The sequence below is a fragment of the Paenibacillus sp. Y280 genome (assembly GCF_056786335.1).
In genome coordinates, this window is sequence record NZ_JBXCIW010000012.1 from 160,254 (window position 1) to 176,283 (window position 16,030).

At 49.2% G+C, this 16,030-nt stretch carries 15 protein-coding genes, 6 tRNA genes and 1 rRNA gene; 1 reads left to right on the plus strand and 21 read right to left on the minus strand.

What is annotated here, in order from left to right; translation table 11 throughout:
* Window positions 1-9 precede the first annotated feature (9 nt).
* The 14 genes from hisH to AC1TPC_RS17040 form a co-directional block, all read right to left on the minus strand.
* Window positions 10-633 carry an imidazole glycerol phosphate synthase subunit HisH gene (hisH, locus tag AC1TPC_RS16975; RefSeq protein ID WP_482067995.1) on the minus strand — a complete coding sequence of 208 codons (624 nt, stop codon included), beginning with the start codon at window positions 631-633 and terminating at the stop codon, window positions 10-12.
* A gap of 1 nt (window position 634) precedes the next feature.
* A complete protein-coding gene (hisB, locus tag AC1TPC_RS16980; RefSeq protein ID WP_482067996.1) occupies window positions 635-1,234 on the minus strand; it encodes an imidazoleglycerol-phosphate dehydratase HisB in 600 nt (199 codons plus the stop codon).
* A gap of 429 nt (window positions 1,235-1,663) precedes the next feature.
* The gene (gene hisD / locus AC1TPC_RS16985; RefSeq protein WP_482067997.1) at window positions 1,664-2,950 is read right to left on the minus strand and encodes a histidinol dehydrogenase; all 1,287 of its coding nucleotides are present in this window, start codon (window positions 2,948-2,950) and stop codon (window positions 1,664-1,666) included.
* 298 nt (window positions 2,951-3,248) lie between these two features.
* The gene (gene hisG, locus AC1TPC_RS16990) at window positions 3,249-3,893 is read right to left on the minus strand and encodes an ATP phosphoribosyltransferase (RefSeq protein WP_482067998.1); all 645 of its coding nucleotides are present in this window, start codon (window positions 3,891-3,893) and stop codon (window positions 3,249-3,251) included.
* A complete protein-coding gene (locus AC1TPC_RS16995) occupies window positions 3,890-5,122 on the minus strand; it encodes an ATP phosphoribosyltransferase regulatory subunit (RefSeq protein WP_482067999.1) in 1,233 nt (410 codons plus the stop codon). The genes hisG and AC1TPC_RS16995 overlap by 4 nt, the downstream gene beginning before the upstream one ends.
* 213 nt (window positions 5,123-5,335) lie before the next feature.
* Window positions 5,336-5,872, minus strand: coding sequence for an acyltransferase (locus AC1TPC_RS17000; RefSeq protein ID WP_482068000.1), 537 nt, complete (start codon window positions 5,870-5,872; stop codon window positions 5,336-5,338).
* The gene (gene ppaX / locus AC1TPC_RS17005; RefSeq protein WP_482068001.1) at window positions 5,859-6,530 is read right to left on the minus strand and encodes a pyrophosphatase PpaX; all 672 of its coding nucleotides are present in this window, start codon (window positions 6,528-6,530) and stop codon (window positions 5,859-5,861) included. The genes AC1TPC_RS17000 and ppaX overlap by 14 nt, the downstream gene beginning before the upstream one ends.
* Window positions 6,531-6,549: 19 nt before the next feature.
* Window positions 6,550-7,551, minus strand: coding sequence for a prolipoprotein diacylglyceryl transferase (lgt, locus tag AC1TPC_RS17010; protein WP_482068002.1), 1,002 nt, complete (start codon window positions 7,549-7,551; stop codon window positions 6,550-6,552).
* 21 nt (window positions 7,552-7,572) lie between these two features.
* A complete protein-coding gene (gene hprK, locus AC1TPC_RS17015; protein WP_482068003.1) occupies window positions 7,573-8,511 on the minus strand; it encodes an HPr(Ser) kinase/phosphatase in 939 nt (312 codons plus the stop codon).
* Between the two features lie 121 nt (window positions 8,512-8,632).
* Entirely contained in the window at window positions 8,633-9,997 is a 1,365-nt protein-coding gene (locus AC1TPC_RS17020) for a DUF4179 domain-containing protein (RefSeq protein ID WP_482068004.1), read from the minus strand.
* On the minus strand, window positions 9,942-10,532 hold the full coding sequence (locus AC1TPC_RS17025) for a sigma-70 family RNA polymerase sigma factor (RefSeq protein WP_482068005.1): 591 nt from the start codon (window positions 10,530-10,532) through the stop codon (window positions 9,942-9,944). The genes AC1TPC_RS17020 and AC1TPC_RS17025 overlap by 56 nt, the downstream gene beginning before the upstream one ends.
* Window positions 10,533-10,675: 143 nt before the next feature.
* The gene (locus tag AC1TPC_RS17030; RefSeq protein ID WP_482068006.1) at window positions 10,676-11,797 is read right to left on the minus strand and encodes an ABC transporter ATP-binding protein; all 1,122 of its coding nucleotides are present in this window, start codon (window positions 11,795-11,797) and stop codon (window positions 10,676-10,678) included.
* Window positions 11,798-11,886: 89 nt separating this feature from the next.
* Window positions 11,887-13,029: a PucR family transcriptional regulator gene (locus AC1TPC_RS17035; RefSeq protein ID WP_482068007.1), complete on the minus strand. Its 1,143-nt coding sequence runs from the start codon at window positions 13,027-13,029 to the stop codon at window positions 11,887-11,889.
* Window positions 13,030-13,200: 171 nt separating this feature from the next.
* On the minus strand, window positions 13,201-14,148 hold the full coding sequence (locus AC1TPC_RS17040; RefSeq protein WP_482068008.1) for a glycosyltransferase family 4 protein: 948 nt from the start codon (window positions 14,146-14,148) through the stop codon (window positions 13,201-13,203).
* Window positions 14,149-14,338: 190 nt separating this feature from the next.
* Here AC1TPC_RS17040 and ssuE point away from each other — a divergent pair, with 190 nt between their 5' ends.
* Window positions 14,339-14,890: an NADPH-dependent FMN reductase gene (gene ssuE / locus AC1TPC_RS17045; protein ID WP_482068009.1), complete on the plus strand. Its 552-nt coding sequence runs from the start codon at window positions 14,339-14,341 to the stop codon at window positions 14,888-14,890.
* 146 nt (window positions 14,891-15,036) lie between these two features.
* Here the strand turns inward: ssuE and AC1TPC_RS17050 are convergent.
* From AC1TPC_RS17050 to AC1TPC_RS17080, 7 genes are all read right to left on the minus strand, one after another.
* Window positions 15,037-15,109 (minus strand) — tRNA-Lys (locus tag AC1TPC_RS17050).
* 17 nt (window positions 15,110-15,126) lie between these two features.
* Window positions 15,127-15,211: transfer RNA gene (locus AC1TPC_RS17055), tRNA-Tyr, on the minus strand.
* Between the two features lie 38 nt (window positions 15,212-15,249).
* Window positions 15,250-15,325, minus strand: a tRNA-Phe gene (locus AC1TPC_RS17060).
* 16 nt (window positions 15,326-15,341) lie between these two features.
* Window positions 15,342-15,418: transfer RNA gene (locus AC1TPC_RS17065), tRNA-Asp, on the minus strand.
* Window positions 15,419-15,451: 33 nt separating this feature from the next.
* Window positions 15,452-15,527: transfer RNA gene (locus AC1TPC_RS17070), tRNA-Val, on the minus strand.
* Window positions 15,528-15,552: 25 nt separating this feature from the next.
* Window positions 15,553-15,629: transfer RNA gene (locus tag AC1TPC_RS17075), tRNA-Met, on the minus strand.
* A 297-nt stretch (window positions 15,630-15,926) separates the two neighbouring features.
* Window positions 15,927-16,030 (minus strand): 23S ribosomal RNA (locus tag AC1TPC_RS17080); the annotation flags it as partial.

Genomic DNA, 16,030 nt, shown 5'->3' on the forward strand with positions numbered 1-16,030 from the left:
TTTTATTAACTAGTCGTTTTGGCCTTGGCTGCTTGTAAGCGCAAGAAAATTGCCCAGCAGCTGCATGCCGAGCTCACCGCTCTTCTCTGGGTGGAACTGCATGCCGTATACATTGCCGCGACCGACAATAGCCGTCACCTGCTGATAATAGTCCGTCGTCGCAAGCAGGTCGGCCTCTAGCTCCGGCTTCGCGTGGAACGAATGAACGAAATAGACATGTCCCTCAGTCAATCCGTTGAATAACGGCGACTGCTCCTGTAGGAACGAAAGCTTGTTCCAGCCCATATGCGGAATTTTGTATCCGCCTGCGAAGCGAATAACATTGCCCGGCAGCAGATTCAAACCCTCGTTCGTACCGTACTCGTCGCTTTCGCTGAAGAGCAGCTGCATGCCAAGACAAATGCCCAGCATCGGTTTGCCGGAGGCTGCATAGGCTTTGGCTACCTCATCCAACTTCGTTTCGCGCAGGTTTTGCATCGCATCCCCAAAGGCGCCAACGCCTGGAAGGATAGCGCCGTCCGCTGCAGCGATCGTTTCCGGATTATCCGTAATAACAGCCTCATAACCAAGACGTTCAACCGCCTTGCTTACGCTGTGCAGATTGCCCATGCCGTAATCGATGATCGCGATCATGCTACAGCACTCCTTTCGTAGAAGGCACTCCTTGCACGCGAGGATCAATGCTCGTTGCTTCATCAAGCGCACGTCCAAGAGCCTTGAACACCGCTTCAATCATGTGATGCGTGTTTTGGCCATAGTGCACGATGACATGAAGCGTAATGCGCGATTCAAGCGCCAGCTTCCACAGAAACTCATGAACAAGCTCAGTAGAGAAGCTGCCTACCTGAGTAGAAGGGTACTCTGCACGATATTCAAAATGCGGACGGTTGCTGACGTCGATAATGACCTGTGCAAGCGCCTCATCCATAGGTACGAATACGCTGGCGTAACGCTTAATGCCGCGTTTGTCGCCGAGTGCTTCGCGAAGCGTTTGGCCGATGCAAATACCGATATCCTCCACCGTGTGGTGATCGTCGATGTCGATGTCGCCGCGCGCTTCCACTTCTAGATTGAACTGGCCATGCTTCGTAAACAAATCAAGCATATGGTTAAGGAAAGGCACATCCGTATCAATTTTTGTTTCGCCTGTTCCGTCGACTGCAAATGTAAGCTTAATATCCGTCTCGTTCGTCTTGCGTGCCACCGATGCCTCGCGTACCCGATTTTCCGACACTTTCATTCCTTCTTTCTTGGGATGTGTTTGTTTTTTAGCTTTGTTGCTGTTCTGCAAAATAATTATCTGATTAGTTGGAGCTTAGTTGGAGCTCTTATGCTATGTGTAACGTAAGTTTATGATTAGCTGCGTTTCTGAGCTACGTTGCAGTTTGTGCAACAGAATCCCCATTATCCATCCGAACTCCCGTACTCGAGGCGGTTTCTGCTGCATTTCTGCAACGTAGCTCCTCAAACGATGATTCATGTCAGGTTTCTATTGCACTTTCTGCAGCGTAGCCATGCTCAGCAGCTTCCGGCGAATATCATAGAGTAGCAAATATCCGCACTGGCTTTTGGACGCAAGAGTGATTACTTTCATATTAACACTGCAACGCAATATTATAATTTATTTTCGTATATAACAGTTCCGAAGTTCATCAGGAGATGTTTATTCCCGTTCCTTCTCCAGACGAATCTCAATTGCGCGAGCGTGGCCTTCGAGTCCCTCATGGCGAGCAAGCGTCATGATTTTTTCACCATTGGCAAGCAGCGCTTCTTTGCTATAGTAGATCAGGCTTGATTTCTTCAAGAAATCATCCACGTTGACCGGCGAGGAGAAGCGTGCCGTGCCGTTTGTCGGAATGATGTGATTCGGCCCTGCAAAATAATCTCCTACAGGCTCCGAGCTGTAAGGCCCGAGGAAAATAGCACCCGCGTTCTGAATGTAGCCGAGCAGACGCATTGGATCAACCGTCAGCACCTCAAGATGCTCAGGTGCCAGCTGATTGACAACGTCGATTCCCGCTTCAAGCGAATCGACGAGCAGCACTGCCCCGTAGCTGTCTATGGAGCTGCGGGCAATGTCTTGTCGCGGCAGCGTGGACAGCTGGCGCTCCACCTCCACTGCAACCGCCTCCGCAAGCTGCTGCGACGGCGTAACCAGTATCGCCGACGCCATTTCATCGTGCTCTGCCTGCGACAATAGATCCGCGGCTACGTACGCGGGATCAGCTGAATCGTCAGCAAGCACGACGATTTCACTTGGCCCGGCGATGCTATCGATATCGACGGCACCGAATACGGCGCGCTTCGCCAGCGCCACGTAAATGTTGCCCGGTCCGCAAATTTTGTCGACCGGAGCAATGCTGGCCGTGCCGTACGCAAGCGCGGCAATGGCTTGAGCTCCGCCGACCCGGTACATCTCCTTGACGCCCGCTTCCGCGGCGGCAACGAGAATATACGGGTCGATGCCCGCAGTGCCGCCGGTTGCAGGCGGCGTCACCATGACGATCTCCGGCACGCCGGCTACCTGTGCCGGAATCACATTCATCAGCACGGACGACGGATAAGCCGCCTTGCCTCCGGGCACGTATACGCCGACCCGCTTCAGCGGCCGCATAATTTGCCCGAGCAGCGTTCCGTCCTGCTGCAGGTCCATCCACGAGGTCCGCATTTGCTTCTCGTGGAATGTCCGAACATTCACGGCTGCTTCGCGAATCGCCGTGAGGAAGTCGGCGTCGACAAGCGCATACGCCGCCTGAATTTCCTCCTGCGTCACGCGCAGCGACGCCGCATCCAGCTTAACGCGGTCATGCTGCTCCGTATATCTCAGCAGCGCCGCGTCTCCCTCGGCCTTTACGTCTGCGACGATTTTCAAGGCCGCTTCATTTTGCTCCGGTGTTCCATACTCCACCTCGCGCTTTAATCCAAACTGCTCCGCTCGCATAATGCGCATATCATCCGCTCCTTCCAAATACTCGACTTACTCATCTATGTGTTCTCAAACATCCCAGTATCTTACCCGCACTTATTCGTTCTAGCTCGACAACACAGTCGATCATCCCTGTCACTCGATCCAGCTCCCCGAGAGACTGCACTAACTCGCCACGCATTCACTCAAACTCGATATAGGTTCTTATCGACAATTCGCTGGCTACAGCGCAGTTGCTCATCGCTGCTCGATCCAGCTCTCAACCCCGCGTGTGATCACCCCGATCACCAGCTCAAGCACGTAATCGTATTCTTTTCGCCCCTTAAACCCGCGCAGCCAAAGTCACCTGCAGCCGATCACACAAGCTCTGAATCGCCTCGTTCTTCATCCGGTAGCTTACCCGATTTGCAATCAAGCGGCTCGTAATGCCGAAGATCGATTCCATCTCCACAAGCCCGTTCTCGCGCAGCGTTTGGCCCGTTTCCACCATATCGACGATACGATCCGCCAGTCCGATCATCGGCGCAAGCTCGATTGAGCCATTCAGCTTAATCACCTCAACCTGTTGACCAAGCTCTCGGAAATAAGCGGAAGCTACATTCGGATACTTGGTCGCAACGCGAGGATTGATCGTCGGCTTCCAATCGGGCATACCTATAACCGACATGCGGCATTTGGCTATGCCAAGATCAAGCAGCTCATAGACATCTTTATTTTCCTCCATGAGCACGTCTTTGCCGACGATGCCGATATCCGCCACACCGTATTCTACGTAGGTCGGCACGTCGACCGGCTTCGCCATAATAAACTCCATGCCTACCTCAGGCAGCTCAATGATCAGCTTGCGCGTATCGTCAAAATCACTCGGAATCGGCAGCCCCGCCTCGCGGAACAGCTTCGACGCCACCTTATAAATGCGACCCTTCGGCATCGCCACTTTCAATATATCTTTAGTTTCTCCGCTCATGTGGCGCTGCCTCCTTTAATTCCATTTCCGCTAAACGTCAGCAAAGCCGTATAATTCACGCCTTTATGCGTAAACGAGCTCTGCACCTTCGATTTCAATCCTTCTATAAGAGCGCCGGTCTTCTCATCGAACCGCTCTGTAACAACGCTAACGCCCTGCGCGCGCAGCTCCTGCGCTTTGACAAGCGCGTCTCCGCGACCCGCAGTATCATAGACAACTAGCGTACGCTTCGTTTCAATCTCCGCTTGATCACCCAGCAGCTCCAAAATACGCGTCGTCTTCAGCGCAAATCCCGTTGCAGGTGCTGGTCTGCCGAACTGAGCCAGCAGGTTGTCGTAGCGTCCGCCGCTCACAACCGGGAATCCGAGATCAGCTGCATAACCTTCGAACGTCATGCCAGTATAATAGGAGAAGTCCCCAATCATCGTCAGGTCAATGAGCACATGCTCGCAAACGCCATACGCCTTCAGCACATCCCAAATTTCGCAGAGATGGCGAATCGATGAGCGTGCGTTATCATCCACGCTTAGCTGCAATGCTTGATCACAAATCTCTTGGCCGCCGCGCAAACGCAAAATGCCTTCAAGCTCCTGCTGCACCGACTCATCAATAGACAGCTCGCGCAGCTGCTGGCGGTAACCGACAAAATCACGTCCAAGCAGGCAGCTCTTAAGCTGCTCCTGCGCTTCCACTTGCCCTGGAAGAGATTCTTCCATGAGTCCGTTCAGGAAGCCGACATGCCCAATCGCTATTTTGAAGCGTTCAACGCCAGCCGCTTTCAGTGATGCAATCGCAAGAGCAACGACCTCCGCATCCGCTTCAGCCGAAGAGTCGCCGACGAGCTCTACTCCCGTTTGGAAAAACTCCGCCTCGCGGCCTGCCTCTTCCTCAATAGCGCGGAACACGTTCGAGTGGTACGACAAGCGCTGCGGGAAATCAGCTTGCTTCAATAACGATGATACAACGCGAGCGATTGGCGCCGTCATGTCCGAGCGCAGCACCAGCGTCGTACCCCGATTGTTGAGCAGCTTGAACAGCTTCCGATCCGACGTGGAGCTGGCAACGCCTACCGTATCGTAATATTCCATCGTAGGTGTAATAATTTGCTCATAGCCCCAGCCCTGCATGCAAGCCAGCACCTGACGTTCTATGTGTCTTAGCTTCGCTACCGCGCCAGGCAAATAATCTTTAACGCCAGTCGGCTTCTCAAAAACTTTTGGTTTGGACATATATGATCACCTTCATTTACTTTAGTAGTTTAAAGCGATACCATGTTACCATGCTAACAAATTAAAGAGTTTAATCGTAATATTAGCATGAAAAGCTTAAATTCGTCAAGCCGAACGCGGCCCGAATGCAGCTCGAATACAGCCCTCTGCATGCCAAAAAGAAACCCCGCCCAGAAGCGAAACGAACGCGTCTGGACGAGGCTTTTTTGACAGCTATTCGTTTAAAAAGCTCCGTACGCTCTCTTCAATCTCGCCGCTCGCAGCCGCTTCGCTCCGCTTGATCTCCCGCATCGGATTGCCTCCTACAAATGCATAAGCAGGCACGTCCTTATGAACGACTGAGCCCGCGGCTATTACCGCATGATCACCAATCGTAACGCCGGGAAGGATCGTCGAATTTGCGCCGATCATGACATGAGAGCCGATAACCACGTTGCCGAGCCGATACTCCTTGATCAAATATTCATGGGTTAGAATCGTTGTATTATATCCAATAATCGTATTATTGCCGACCGTAATACGTTCGGGAAAGAAGACATCGACCATCACCATTAACGCAAAAGCGGTATGCTCTCCGACCTTCATGCCGAGCAAACGGCGGTAAATCCAATTTTTGAGCGGAAGAACCGGACAGTAACGCGCAAGCTGGATAAAAATAAAATTACGGACCGACTTCAATCGGCTTACTGTCGAATATACCTGCCACAGCGCATTTGGTCCTTCCACTGGATATCGATCAACTTTGCGCAAGCGTCTCCCGCTCCAATCCTACAAATGAATAAAGATCGCGCATATCATGAATAACATGATGCGCTCCGGCATCCTTGAGCTTCAGCTCGCCCTTAAGTGACCAAGCTACGCCTACCGCAATGGCACCAGCTGCAATCGCGGATTCGATATCCACCGTACTGTCGCCGACCATGATAGTCGTTGCCGGATCTGCTCCAAGCAGCCCAATCGCTTTGCTCACAGGCTCGGCATGAGGCTTAGGATTGACGACATCGTCAATCGTGACGATTGCATCCACGTAATCGAACAATCCCGTGTATTTCAAACCGCGTTCAGTCGTCAGACGCATTTTGGTCGTAACGATCCCGATTTGAATCCCATGCTTATGCAGTCTTTCGATAACCTCGTTGACGTAATCGAATGCTTTTACATACTCGTCATGCAACCGCAAATTAACTTCGCGATACGCTGCAACAAGATGAGTGACATCCTCTAGTCCTGAGAAAAGCTTCATTTGGTCCGTAAGCGGCTGTCCCATGCTTGGGATGATATGCTCCCTGCCGAAGCCCTCCGGCGTCACGCCCTGCAAAGATTCTATGAACGAGCGAATGATGAGCTCATTGGTGTCAATAATCGTGCCGTCCAAGTCGAACAGCATCGTTTTGATTTTGCCCGTCATCGTAAGACCTCCCTGAAAATTACTCTTGTCGTTTGCCGGCTTCTTCCTCTTTAACCGTAGCCGCATCTTCCAATTTAGCTGCAGCATCCGAGCCGCCGTTTCTCTCCGGCTTCGTTGTTGCAATCGGATCAAGATAACGCGCTGATGCAAGGCCTGTCTTGCGGCGTACAATAATGAGCACAATAGCCCCAATAATGAGAAGCAACGCAAACACCTGCGAGATTCTAACATTGCCGTATGAAGGATCTAGATAACCTTGCTTAAATAGAACTTCCATCGGCGTCCATAGTCCATTAATGAATGAAGCAAGCCACGCTGGTCCCATAAATGCCAAGCTGTCCGTACGCAGCGCTTCAATGAAGAAACGGCCAATGGAATACCAGATAAAGTAACTTGCCATCAGCTCGCCCGCACGCAAAAACTTTTGGCGGCGCAGCACAAGCAATATGATAATACCGACTAAGCTCCATATCGATTCATACAAAAAGGCAGGATGGCGGTATACGCCTTGCACGAGCATTTGATCAACGATAAAAGATGGCAAATGCAGCGTTTCGCGCAGGAAGGACTCGCTAACCTCTCCGCCGTAAGCTTCCTGATTCATAAAGTTGCCCCAGCGTCCGATCATTTGGCCCGCAAGCAGTCCGGGCACACAAATGTCCACCAGACGCCAGAAGTTATAGCCTTTGTAGCGGAAGTAGAAGAATCCGCAAATAAAGGCTCCGATAATGGCACCATAAATCGCGATGCCTCCATTCCATATTTTGAACACATCAATAAAGTTGCCTTTATAATCTTCCCACTTGAACGCGACATAATAAATTCGCGCGCCAATAATGGCGGAAGGAACGCCGAGCAGCAGCAAGTCCATAAACAAATCCGGCTTAATGCCGAATCGCTTCCCTTCCTGCACAGCGAACAGCAAGCCTACTAAAGCAGCCGTTCCCAAAATAATGCCATACCAATGCACTTCAATCGATCCTAACGTGAAGGCAATTGGATTTAGTATCAATGTCTTCATTCTTTTATATCCCCTTTAGGTTCAATCGTATTCGTCCATATCATCGGCAATCGTTTCCGTCAGCTTATTCGTAAATTGCAGCGCCGCGTTGTAGCCCATCCGCTTCAAACGGAAGTTCATCGCAGCAACCTCGATAATGACTGCTAAGTTACGACCTGGACGTACAGGCACGGTAACGAGCGGAATATCCGTGTCGATAATGCGCGTTGTTTCTTCGTCCAGACCGAGGCGGTCATACTGCTTGTCCTGCTGCCAATTTTCGAGCTTGATAACTAGTCCAATACGCTTCTGCGTGCGTACCGCGCCCGCACCGAACAGCGTCATCACGTTAATGATCCCGAGTCCTCTAATTTCAAGCAGGTGACGAATGAGCTCCGGCGCGCTGCCGTGCAGCTGAGCGTCTGAGGTTTGCATGATCTCGACCGCATCATCGGCCACAAGCCGGTGTCCGCGTTTGACAAGCTCTAGCGCCGTCTCGCTCTTGCCTATGCCGCTGCCGCCTGTAATGAGCATGCCTACGCCGTAAACGTCAACGAGAACGCCATGAATCGTCGCGGTTGGCGCCAGTTTTCTCTCCAGAAAGTCAGTAATTCTGCTGGACAAAATAGTCGTTGCCACATTGCTGCGCAGCAGCGGAATTTGCATCAGGCCCGATTGCTCGATGAGCTCCTGAGGCGCTTCCAGTCCCCGGGTCAAAATAATACATGGCGTGTCCTCGTTGCATAGACGCACCATTCGATCCTTGCGTTCCTCGCTGTCCAGCATATTCAAGAACGATATTTCCGTTCGGCCAAGCAGCTGTACCCGCTCGCTTGGATGGTAATGGAAATAACCGGCCATTTCAAGGCCTGGCCGATACAAATCATCTACCGTAATGGCACGCTTCATTCCGTCCTCGCCAGCTATAATTTCGAGCTGAAATTGTTTGACGAGCTCAGATACTTTCACTTTTTTCGGCATCGTAGGGCCTCCCTCATATGACAACTGCTTGTGTGTGTATGTATGGTATTTTCCAATGTCTTCATCGTAAAGGAAAAAGGCGCTGAACGCAACGTTTCCTCCGCTGCCCAGCGCCTTTCCATTACTGAATAGGTATGCTTATTGGCTTCAATACATAGCCGGGAAACTGCTCGATGTCGATCGTCAACGGCTGCTTGTAGTCTGCCTTTGGAATCTGAAAGACATGGGTTACTTTATCCTCTAATAAATTCCACTGCACCCCGCGCTTATCCGAGACCGGATAGGATACGCCAGCCGCATCCTTAAAGGACCCCCCATGCGCAAACAGCGTGTACCCTGACTTCTTATCAATTTCATCTAATTCCAGCAAATCCAACTTTATTTCATACCCCTCCGGGATCTCCTCTTTACTAGCTAACAGAAATCTGTTGTGCGGTGAGGATATCGTCTCCATCTTATCCGTGTCAATCGTTAAGCTTAAATGATATTCCGATAAATACACTCCGTCAGCCACTAAAGTCAGCTTCTTTGGCCTCTCGAAATAGCTGCTCTTGAAATGACGCGTTAATGAGGTGTTGAGGTCGCCACGGCCCGAATTTGTTTCATATCGTCTGCCCTTCTCGTCAACTAGAGCTAGATTAATAAAGTCATTGGCGCGCAAATTATTGCTCGGATCGGCTTCAAAGGATAGCGATATTTGAAGAGGTGTGATGATGGCATCCTTCACCGTAAACCGTTGTCCACCAACCTCGAATGGCTGCTCGATAGAGATATCCTCCCGCATCCCCGCGAACCGTTCATGCTCAATCGGAAACTCAACCCTCAGCCACTGATCACCCAACAATAAGCTGAATTGCAGGCTCTCAGGCATTGGAACATCATCTCCCAATAAAACATCCAAATAATCATGTACCGGGACGCTATCGCCCTCGGCATCATCACTTGGAAAATGCGATGAGCTTATAGTAGCCATCAAATCGGCGCCATCGCTCGTTTTTAATTCGAAATCTAGGAAACCTGTATTGTTGTTTATGCCAGGCCCTTCAGCCGTATACAAAATGACTAATCGTTGATCATCTGCCAAAATATCTTCTACCGTGAATTTGTAGCCATTTCTCTCGTCAGAGAGATTTACGGGCTGAAAAAAATGATTTTCGACAGCCGACAGCAGCGACTTGTCACCTTGAATGAAATCAACATATCCGGTGAATCCCGGTATATCCTTCAGCATTCCCGCAAAAGCAGGAGATACGCGCACGAACGCGGTGAGCAGCAAAAACATACATAATGCGGAAGCCATTATACTCAGACTCATTCTCTTCCTTCTTCCGCGTACCGCTCGTTTTCGCCCCTGCTCAAGTCCTCTTCGGATCGCATCATCCAGCAGTTGATCAGGCAGCTTCTCAAGCTCCAGCTCTATTTGCTCCTTGTCACTCCGCAGCTTTTGACTGGCCAGCTCGTAGTCCGGTTCCTTTTCCACGTTCATCCCATATCTCCTCCTTCATTTCTGTCATATCCGCCCTTAAGCATTTCAAGCCTTTGTTCAGCCAAGTTCGAATCGTCCCATCAGGCTTCTCGAGCAGCTCTGCAATTTCCGTAATCGTCATGTCCCTGTAATATTTTAATACGATGACCATCCGATAGTTAGCTGGAAGCAGCTTCACCTGTGCAGCCATATCCAGCCGTGCTGCTGCGTCCACATCGTCTGCTTTCATGCCGTTGCCATACTGCTGCGTTATAGCCTCAGTCGGACGCTCCCGCGTCTGCTTCTTCCTTGCATCCATACATACGCGTATTAAAATTCGAATCGACCATGTCGTAAAAAATTTCGGTTCTCTTAAACCGCGCCGCTTCGCCCAAATCCGACATACCGTCTCTTGAATTGCTTCCAGCGCATCCGCTTCATTCCTCATATAGGAATAGGCGATGCCATACATTTGGTGCTTATCCAGCTCAACATGCTGCAGGAAAGCTTCTTCATCGCCTTTAATCGCTGCCTCAGCCAACTCCTCTTTATTCATGCTTCCACCCCCTGTGCCAAGACTGCCACTTTTTCCTTCAGCTTCCTTTCTCTATTAGACGGACGGGGCGCTCAAACGGTTTTCGATTAAACGCAAAAAAAGAACGACCGGATAATCCGATCGTCCTTCTTCTATCCTATTTATTAAGCTTCGAAAATGTTAAGTTCAGTTGCTTTGTCGAACAAATGCACTTTGTTCATGTCAAGCGCAAGCTTAACGCTTGTGCCATCACGTAGACCGGAGCGGCCGTCAACACGAGCGATAACTGTGTCAGTGCCGATACCGTTCAGGTATAGGTACATTTCGTGACCAAGGTTCTCAGCAACCTCAACATTCGCGTTCACGATTGTTTGCGGGGAAGCTTCCAAGAATACTGGCTCTTCGTGAAGATCCTCTGGACGAATGCCAAGAATCACTTCTTTGCCGATGTAGCCTTTCGAGCGAAGCACTGCTGCTTTGCCTTCTGGAACAACGACGTCAACGCCGCTAGCTTTGAAGCGAAGCGCGCCGCCTTGCTCTGTAAGGGAACCGCTGATGAAGTTCATCGAAGGAGCGCCGATGAAGCCAGCTACGAAGATATTAACAGGGTGGTTGTACAGCTCTTCAGGAGAAGCTGTTTGTTGAATGAAACCGTCTTTCATAACAACGATACGGTCACCCATTGTCATTGCTTCGATTTGGTCATGCGTTACATAGATAGTTGTCGTTTCAAGACGTTTAGTAAGCTTGCTGATTTCCGCGCGCATTTGTCCACGAAGTTTCGCGTCCAAGTTGGAAAGCGGCTCATCCATCAAGAATACTTGCGGCTCACGAACGATTGCGCGTCCTAGAGCGACACGTTGACGTTGACCACCGGAAAGTGCTTTTGGCTTACGGTCAAGCAAATGCTCGATATCTAGAATTTTAGCAGCTTCACGAACACGTTTGTCGATGTCTGCTTTTTTGAATTTACGAAGTTTAAGGCCGAAAGCCATGTTTTGGTAAACGTTCATGTGCGGGTACAACGCGTAGGATTGGAATACCATCGCGATGTCGCGGTCTTTAGGAGCAACATCGTTCACAAGGCGGTCGCCGATGAACAATTTGCCTTCTGAAATTTCTTCAAGGCCTGCAATCATACGAAGAGTTGTCGATTTACCGCAACCAGATGGTCCGACCAATACGAGAAACTCTTTGTCTTTAATATCTAAGTTAACGTCAGTAACCGATGCTTTGTCAGTACCCGGGTATTTTTTGTAAATGCCTTCTAAACGTACGCCTGCCATGATAATTTTCCCCCTAAAAAGAAATTTCGATATGCCTATATCTTATCCCACTGGGGAAGCTGTGACTATGCACATTCTTTACAAAAAAACTAATTTCTTTTCGTAACTTTGTACAATAGCAATATAATTTTGACTAATACGGCATCGCGAAACTGGCGAACATCAAGTCCAGTCTCCTGTTTGAGCTTGTCCAAACGATATAATAGCGTATTGCGATGAATGTATAATTTCTTTGCTGTTTCACTAACATTACAATCTAGCGTAAAAAAAGTGTCTAGCGTGCTTAGCATTTCCGACTCTACGAACAAATCGGCTCTTTTTAGCGATTGCTCCAAATATTTGGATCGCTGCACCTCGGGAATCGCGTTTAGTAGACGCTCCAGTTGAAGCATCCACGGCAAATGAATACTCGTTCCGACATGAAATTTGCGGCCGAGATTAACCGTCTCCCTTAGAAGCATGGTCGTCTCGACCATCCCCTTGGCTGGTGAAGTTGGATGAGCGACTGCTAGATGGCATTCCCCGATCCACTCGCTGGCAAGCATCTCGTGAAGTCCAAGCCCAATCGAAGCTAAGCTGTCCTCCAGCGTTTCTTCCTCCTGCTCGTCGAATGCATCCGAATCCTCATCTTTCAATAACGACATCGACCCCCAGATGAGCCACTCCTGGCTTTTGAGCGGAATGAGCAGTACATCATCAGACATAAACGAGCGAAGCAGCTTCTCCAGCTCGGTGTACGTGGCTTGCTTCGTCCCTGACTGTTCGGTCACGAGCAAGAATGGAATCATCTCATTGAACAATCGGCTGCCGACGGTCAAATGATCCGGTAAAGAATAGGCAGGCTCATTCGACTCCAGCTGCTTCTGTATCCAATCGCCTAGCTTAAGTGCTTGTCTTTCTGTTTCAGAAAGCGACGCTGTCTTTTTCTCCGCCAAAGCTCCGCGATTAAGCTGGAGCGTCCAGCTGATCAATTCTTTTTCGGTTGCCTGCAGTGTCTGACTCTCGATTTCTAATAGTTCAATTTCATATTCAGTAGAAGAGATGACAATCCATGTTTTCCCATCATTTTCAACGCGCTGTCCTTCATTGGAAGAAGAAAGCGTTTCATCGCCTAGCCATACCACTGAAGCATTGCTTACTAGATCGCTCCACTCTGCTATCGATTTCGAAACAGCATGTACCGGACAGTTCAAAATGTGCTGCAGAGGCTTTAACCAATCTGTCGTGCTCATTTCTCTATCTCCAATCTCCACAAGCGTTAGCGGCTGAGTGCATCCTCTTTCAGGATACGCAATTACGTTTAGCAGCTCCATAAAAGCAGGATAATGGTTTAAAAAGCTTATTCCTACTTCTATGTAGAATAACGCTTTTTTTCGTCATTGTACCATAAGAGCCAGCCTAATTCAGCCTAATGCGAGTAAAAGGATGATCGATAGCAGCGCGAACAGCGTCGCAATCAAGTAAAGAAATGATACCGTTTGTACCTGGCTTAGCCCCCATTTCATCAATATATGATGGGTATGCAGCTTGTCTGCCCGGTGCAAGCCCTTGCCGCTAATGAGCCTGCGCAGCATGACATAAGTAGTGTCGAAAATGGGCAGTCCAAGCGCCAGCATCGGAACAAGCAGCGTGATGAACGTCGCTCTCTTAAACGTTCCGTCAACCGCAATGACCGCTAACGTGTATCCCAGAAAAGTCGCCCCGGCATCGCCCATAAAAATACGCGCGGGATAAAAATTATGCACTAAAAACCCGAAGCATGCACCTGCAACAATAACAGCTAGAATAGCCGTGCTTGGCTGTCCCGTTATAAGCGCCACAGTTAATAGCGTAAGTGCAGACAACGTACAGACGCCTGAAGCAAGTCCATCAACACCGTCAATAAAATTGATCATATTAATTAAGCCAAAGACCCACAGCATCGTCGTCAGCCACGAGAACCAATCAGGAAACGAAATAAATAGATCCGTAAAGGGGTTAGCGATACCCGCTATTTCAATATGAAACAAGGTCGGGATAGAAGCAGCACCCATATAGAGAATCACGCGCGGCCATACGGGAAAGTCTCGTCCTTTCGCCTTTGCGCCATCATCAAGTAGACCGACGATAACAAGTATTGTCCCCCCAGTAACGATTGTCCAAGTGAGCGGCGCAAAGCCGATAAAAATAAACATCGCAATGACGCAGCTGGCAAAAATAGCCGCTCCTCCCATTAGAGGAATCGGCTTATTATGTATCTTCCTTTGATTGGGCCGGTCCACAAATCCATGGCGCAATGCAAGCTTCCGAAGCGGTGGTACGCTTGCAAACACAATCGCAAAGCCAATCAATGCCGCTAAACCGTATATCATTGCAATTACCCCTTTTTTTATTTATTACCGTATGTATACATTGTTCCCTTATATCGATAAAATACAAGAAACAATTCATACCTGTTTGACCGAAATGGATCATTCATGGTACGATTTATTCAAAGTACACTTATCGGATTAATGTATAATTAATCTGCCACTATTTGATTGCGAAAGAGGAGTGCTGTACATGCCTAATATCGTTATTATTTCCGGTAGTCCGAATGCTTCTTCACGCCTAAATGGGATCACGCAGTACGTTGAACAGCAATTAATCGAGAACGAGCTTTCGGTCAATCTTATTACGGTCGTTTCATTGCCGGCCGAAGATCTTATTCATGCTCGTTTTGGCAGCCCAGCTATAATTGAAGCCAATAAATTAGTCGAAGAGGCTGACGCTGTCATCATCGCAAGCCCCGTTTACAAAGCTTCTTATACAGGCGTATTAAAAACCTTCCTGGATTTATTGCCGCAAAAGGGCTTGGACGGTAAAATTATCGCTCCTTTATTCATTGGCGGCACTATTGCTCATCTTCTTTCCATTGACTACTCCCTTAAGCCGGTGTTAGCGTCCATGGGTGCTAAATTATACGTGAGCGGCGTTTACGCAGTCGACTCGCAAATTAACCGTACACAAGAGCCTAATGAAGCTCCTGTATTCGAGTTGAATGAAGAGCTGACTCTGCGATTAACGGAAACGGTTAACGAATTGGTTCGCGAGCTTTCTCTCCGCAGCAAATAACGACGAATATTAAACAAATAAAGGTGTACGCGTGAAGCAACTAAGATTGCGTTCAAGCGTACACCTTTTCTATTTAGTCCGATAAAGTCAAAAAAACCGAAGATCCTAAGATCTCCGGTTACGAGTTCGTTATTAGAAAAAAATGATGAGTCATGTAGGATTCGAACCTACGACACCCTGATTAAAAGTCAGGTGCTCTACCAACTGAGCTAATGACTCATAATTGTGTAAAGAAATGGTGGAGGATGATGGATTCGAACCACCGAACTCAGAGAGAGCAGATTTACAGTCTGCCGTGTTTAGCCACTTCACTAATCCTCCATGCTATTACCTATTTTTCACAATAACGAAAAATAAAGTGGTGGCTCGGGACGGAATCGAACCGCCGACACGAGGATTTTCAGTCCTCTGCTCTACCGACTGAGCTACCGAGCCTTACTTTAAAGAAAAATGGCGGAGCTGACGGGATTCGAACCCGCGGTCTCCTGCGTGACAGGCAGGCATGTTGGGCCACTACACCACAGCTCCAAGTGGATTCGGACAAAACCGAATAAGTAAATATGGTGGAGGCTGACGGGATCGAACCGCCGACCCTCTGCTTGTAAGGCAGATGCTCTCCCAGCTGAGCTAAGCCTCCGGGATATTACAATAAGGAAAGGTAATGGTAGCGGCGAAGGGGATCGAACCCCCGACCTCACGGGTATGAACCGTACGCTCTAGCCAGCTGAGCTACACCGCCACGCTTGTCCCCCGAATAGTTGTCGCTTGCAGCGTTCGGGGACGCATACAAAGTCAGGTAATGACATAACCAAATGTCTTCGCAATCATGCTGTATCGGCTGCACTAGGCAACGTTCTTCAACAGAATTTGCGCCCTGAAAACTGGATACGAAAGATTAGGTTTGCTGAAAACCTCTTTAACTGTGTCTGCCGGATGTATGGGTCCATGCAAACCTAAGCGTATGCTTACGATGTAGGTTTGACTTACAACCTTTTAGCGTATGCTTACGATGTAGGTTTGCTATTAGCAAACCTTTTAGGATAAGCCCTCGACCGATTAGTATTCGTCAGCTACACACATTGCTGTGCTTCCACCCCGAACCTATCAACCTCGTCGTCTTCAAGGGGTCTTACATACTGG

Excerpts from the sequence above, each read along its gene's own strand:
- AC1TPC_RS17025 (WP_482068005.1), bottom strand. The coding sequence starts at position 10,532 with ATGAATAAAGAGGAGTTGGCTGAGGCAGCGATTAAAGGCGATGAAGAA.
- hisG (WP_482067998.1), bottom strand. The coding sequence starts at position 3,893 with ATGAGCGGAGAAACTAAAGATATATTGAAAGTGGCGATGCCGAAGGGT.
- AC1TPC_RS17040 (WP_482068008.1), bottom strand. The coding sequence starts at position 14,148 with ATGATATACGGTTTAGCGGCATTGATTGGCTTTGCGATTGTGTTTGCA.
- AC1TPC_RS17020 (WP_482068004.1), bottom strand. The coding sequence starts at position 9,997 with ATGAACGTGGAAAAGGAACCGGACTACGAGCTGGCCAGTCAAAAGCTG.
- ssuE (WP_482068009.1), top strand. The coding sequence starts at position 14,339 with ATGCCTAATATCGTTATTATTTCCGGTAGTCCGAATGCTTCTTCACGC.
- hprK (WP_482068003.1), bottom strand. The coding sequence starts at position 8,511 with ATGCCGAAAAAAGTGAAAGTATCTGAGCTCGTCAAACAATTTCAGCTC.
- AC1TPC_RS17030 (WP_482068006.1), bottom strand. The coding sequence starts at position 11,797 with ATGGCAGGCGTACGTTTAGAAGGCATTTACAAAAAATACCCGGGTACT.
- lgt (WP_482068002.1), bottom strand. The coding sequence starts at position 7,551 with ATGAAGACATTGATACTAAATCCAATTGCCTTCACGTTAGGATCGATT.
- AC1TPC_RS16995 (WP_482067999.1), bottom strand. The coding sequence starts at position 5,122 with ATGTCCAAACCAAAAGTTTTTGAGAAGCCGACTGGCGTTAAAGATTAT.
- ppaX (WP_482068001.1), bottom strand. The coding sequence starts at position 6,530 with ATGACGGGCAAAATCAAAACGATGCTGTTCGACTTGGACGGCACGATT.
- hisH (WP_482067995.1), bottom strand. The coding sequence starts at position 633 with ATGATCGCGATCATCGATTACGGCATGGGCAATCTGCACAGCGTAAGC.
- hisD (WP_482067997.1), bottom strand. The coding sequence starts at position 2,950 with ATGCGCATTATGCGAGCGGAGCAGTTTGGATTAAAGCGCGAGGTGGAG.
- AC1TPC_RS17035 (WP_482068007.1), bottom strand. The coding sequence starts at position 13,029 with ATGAGCACGACAGATTGGTTAAAGCCTCTGCAGCACATTTTGAACTGT.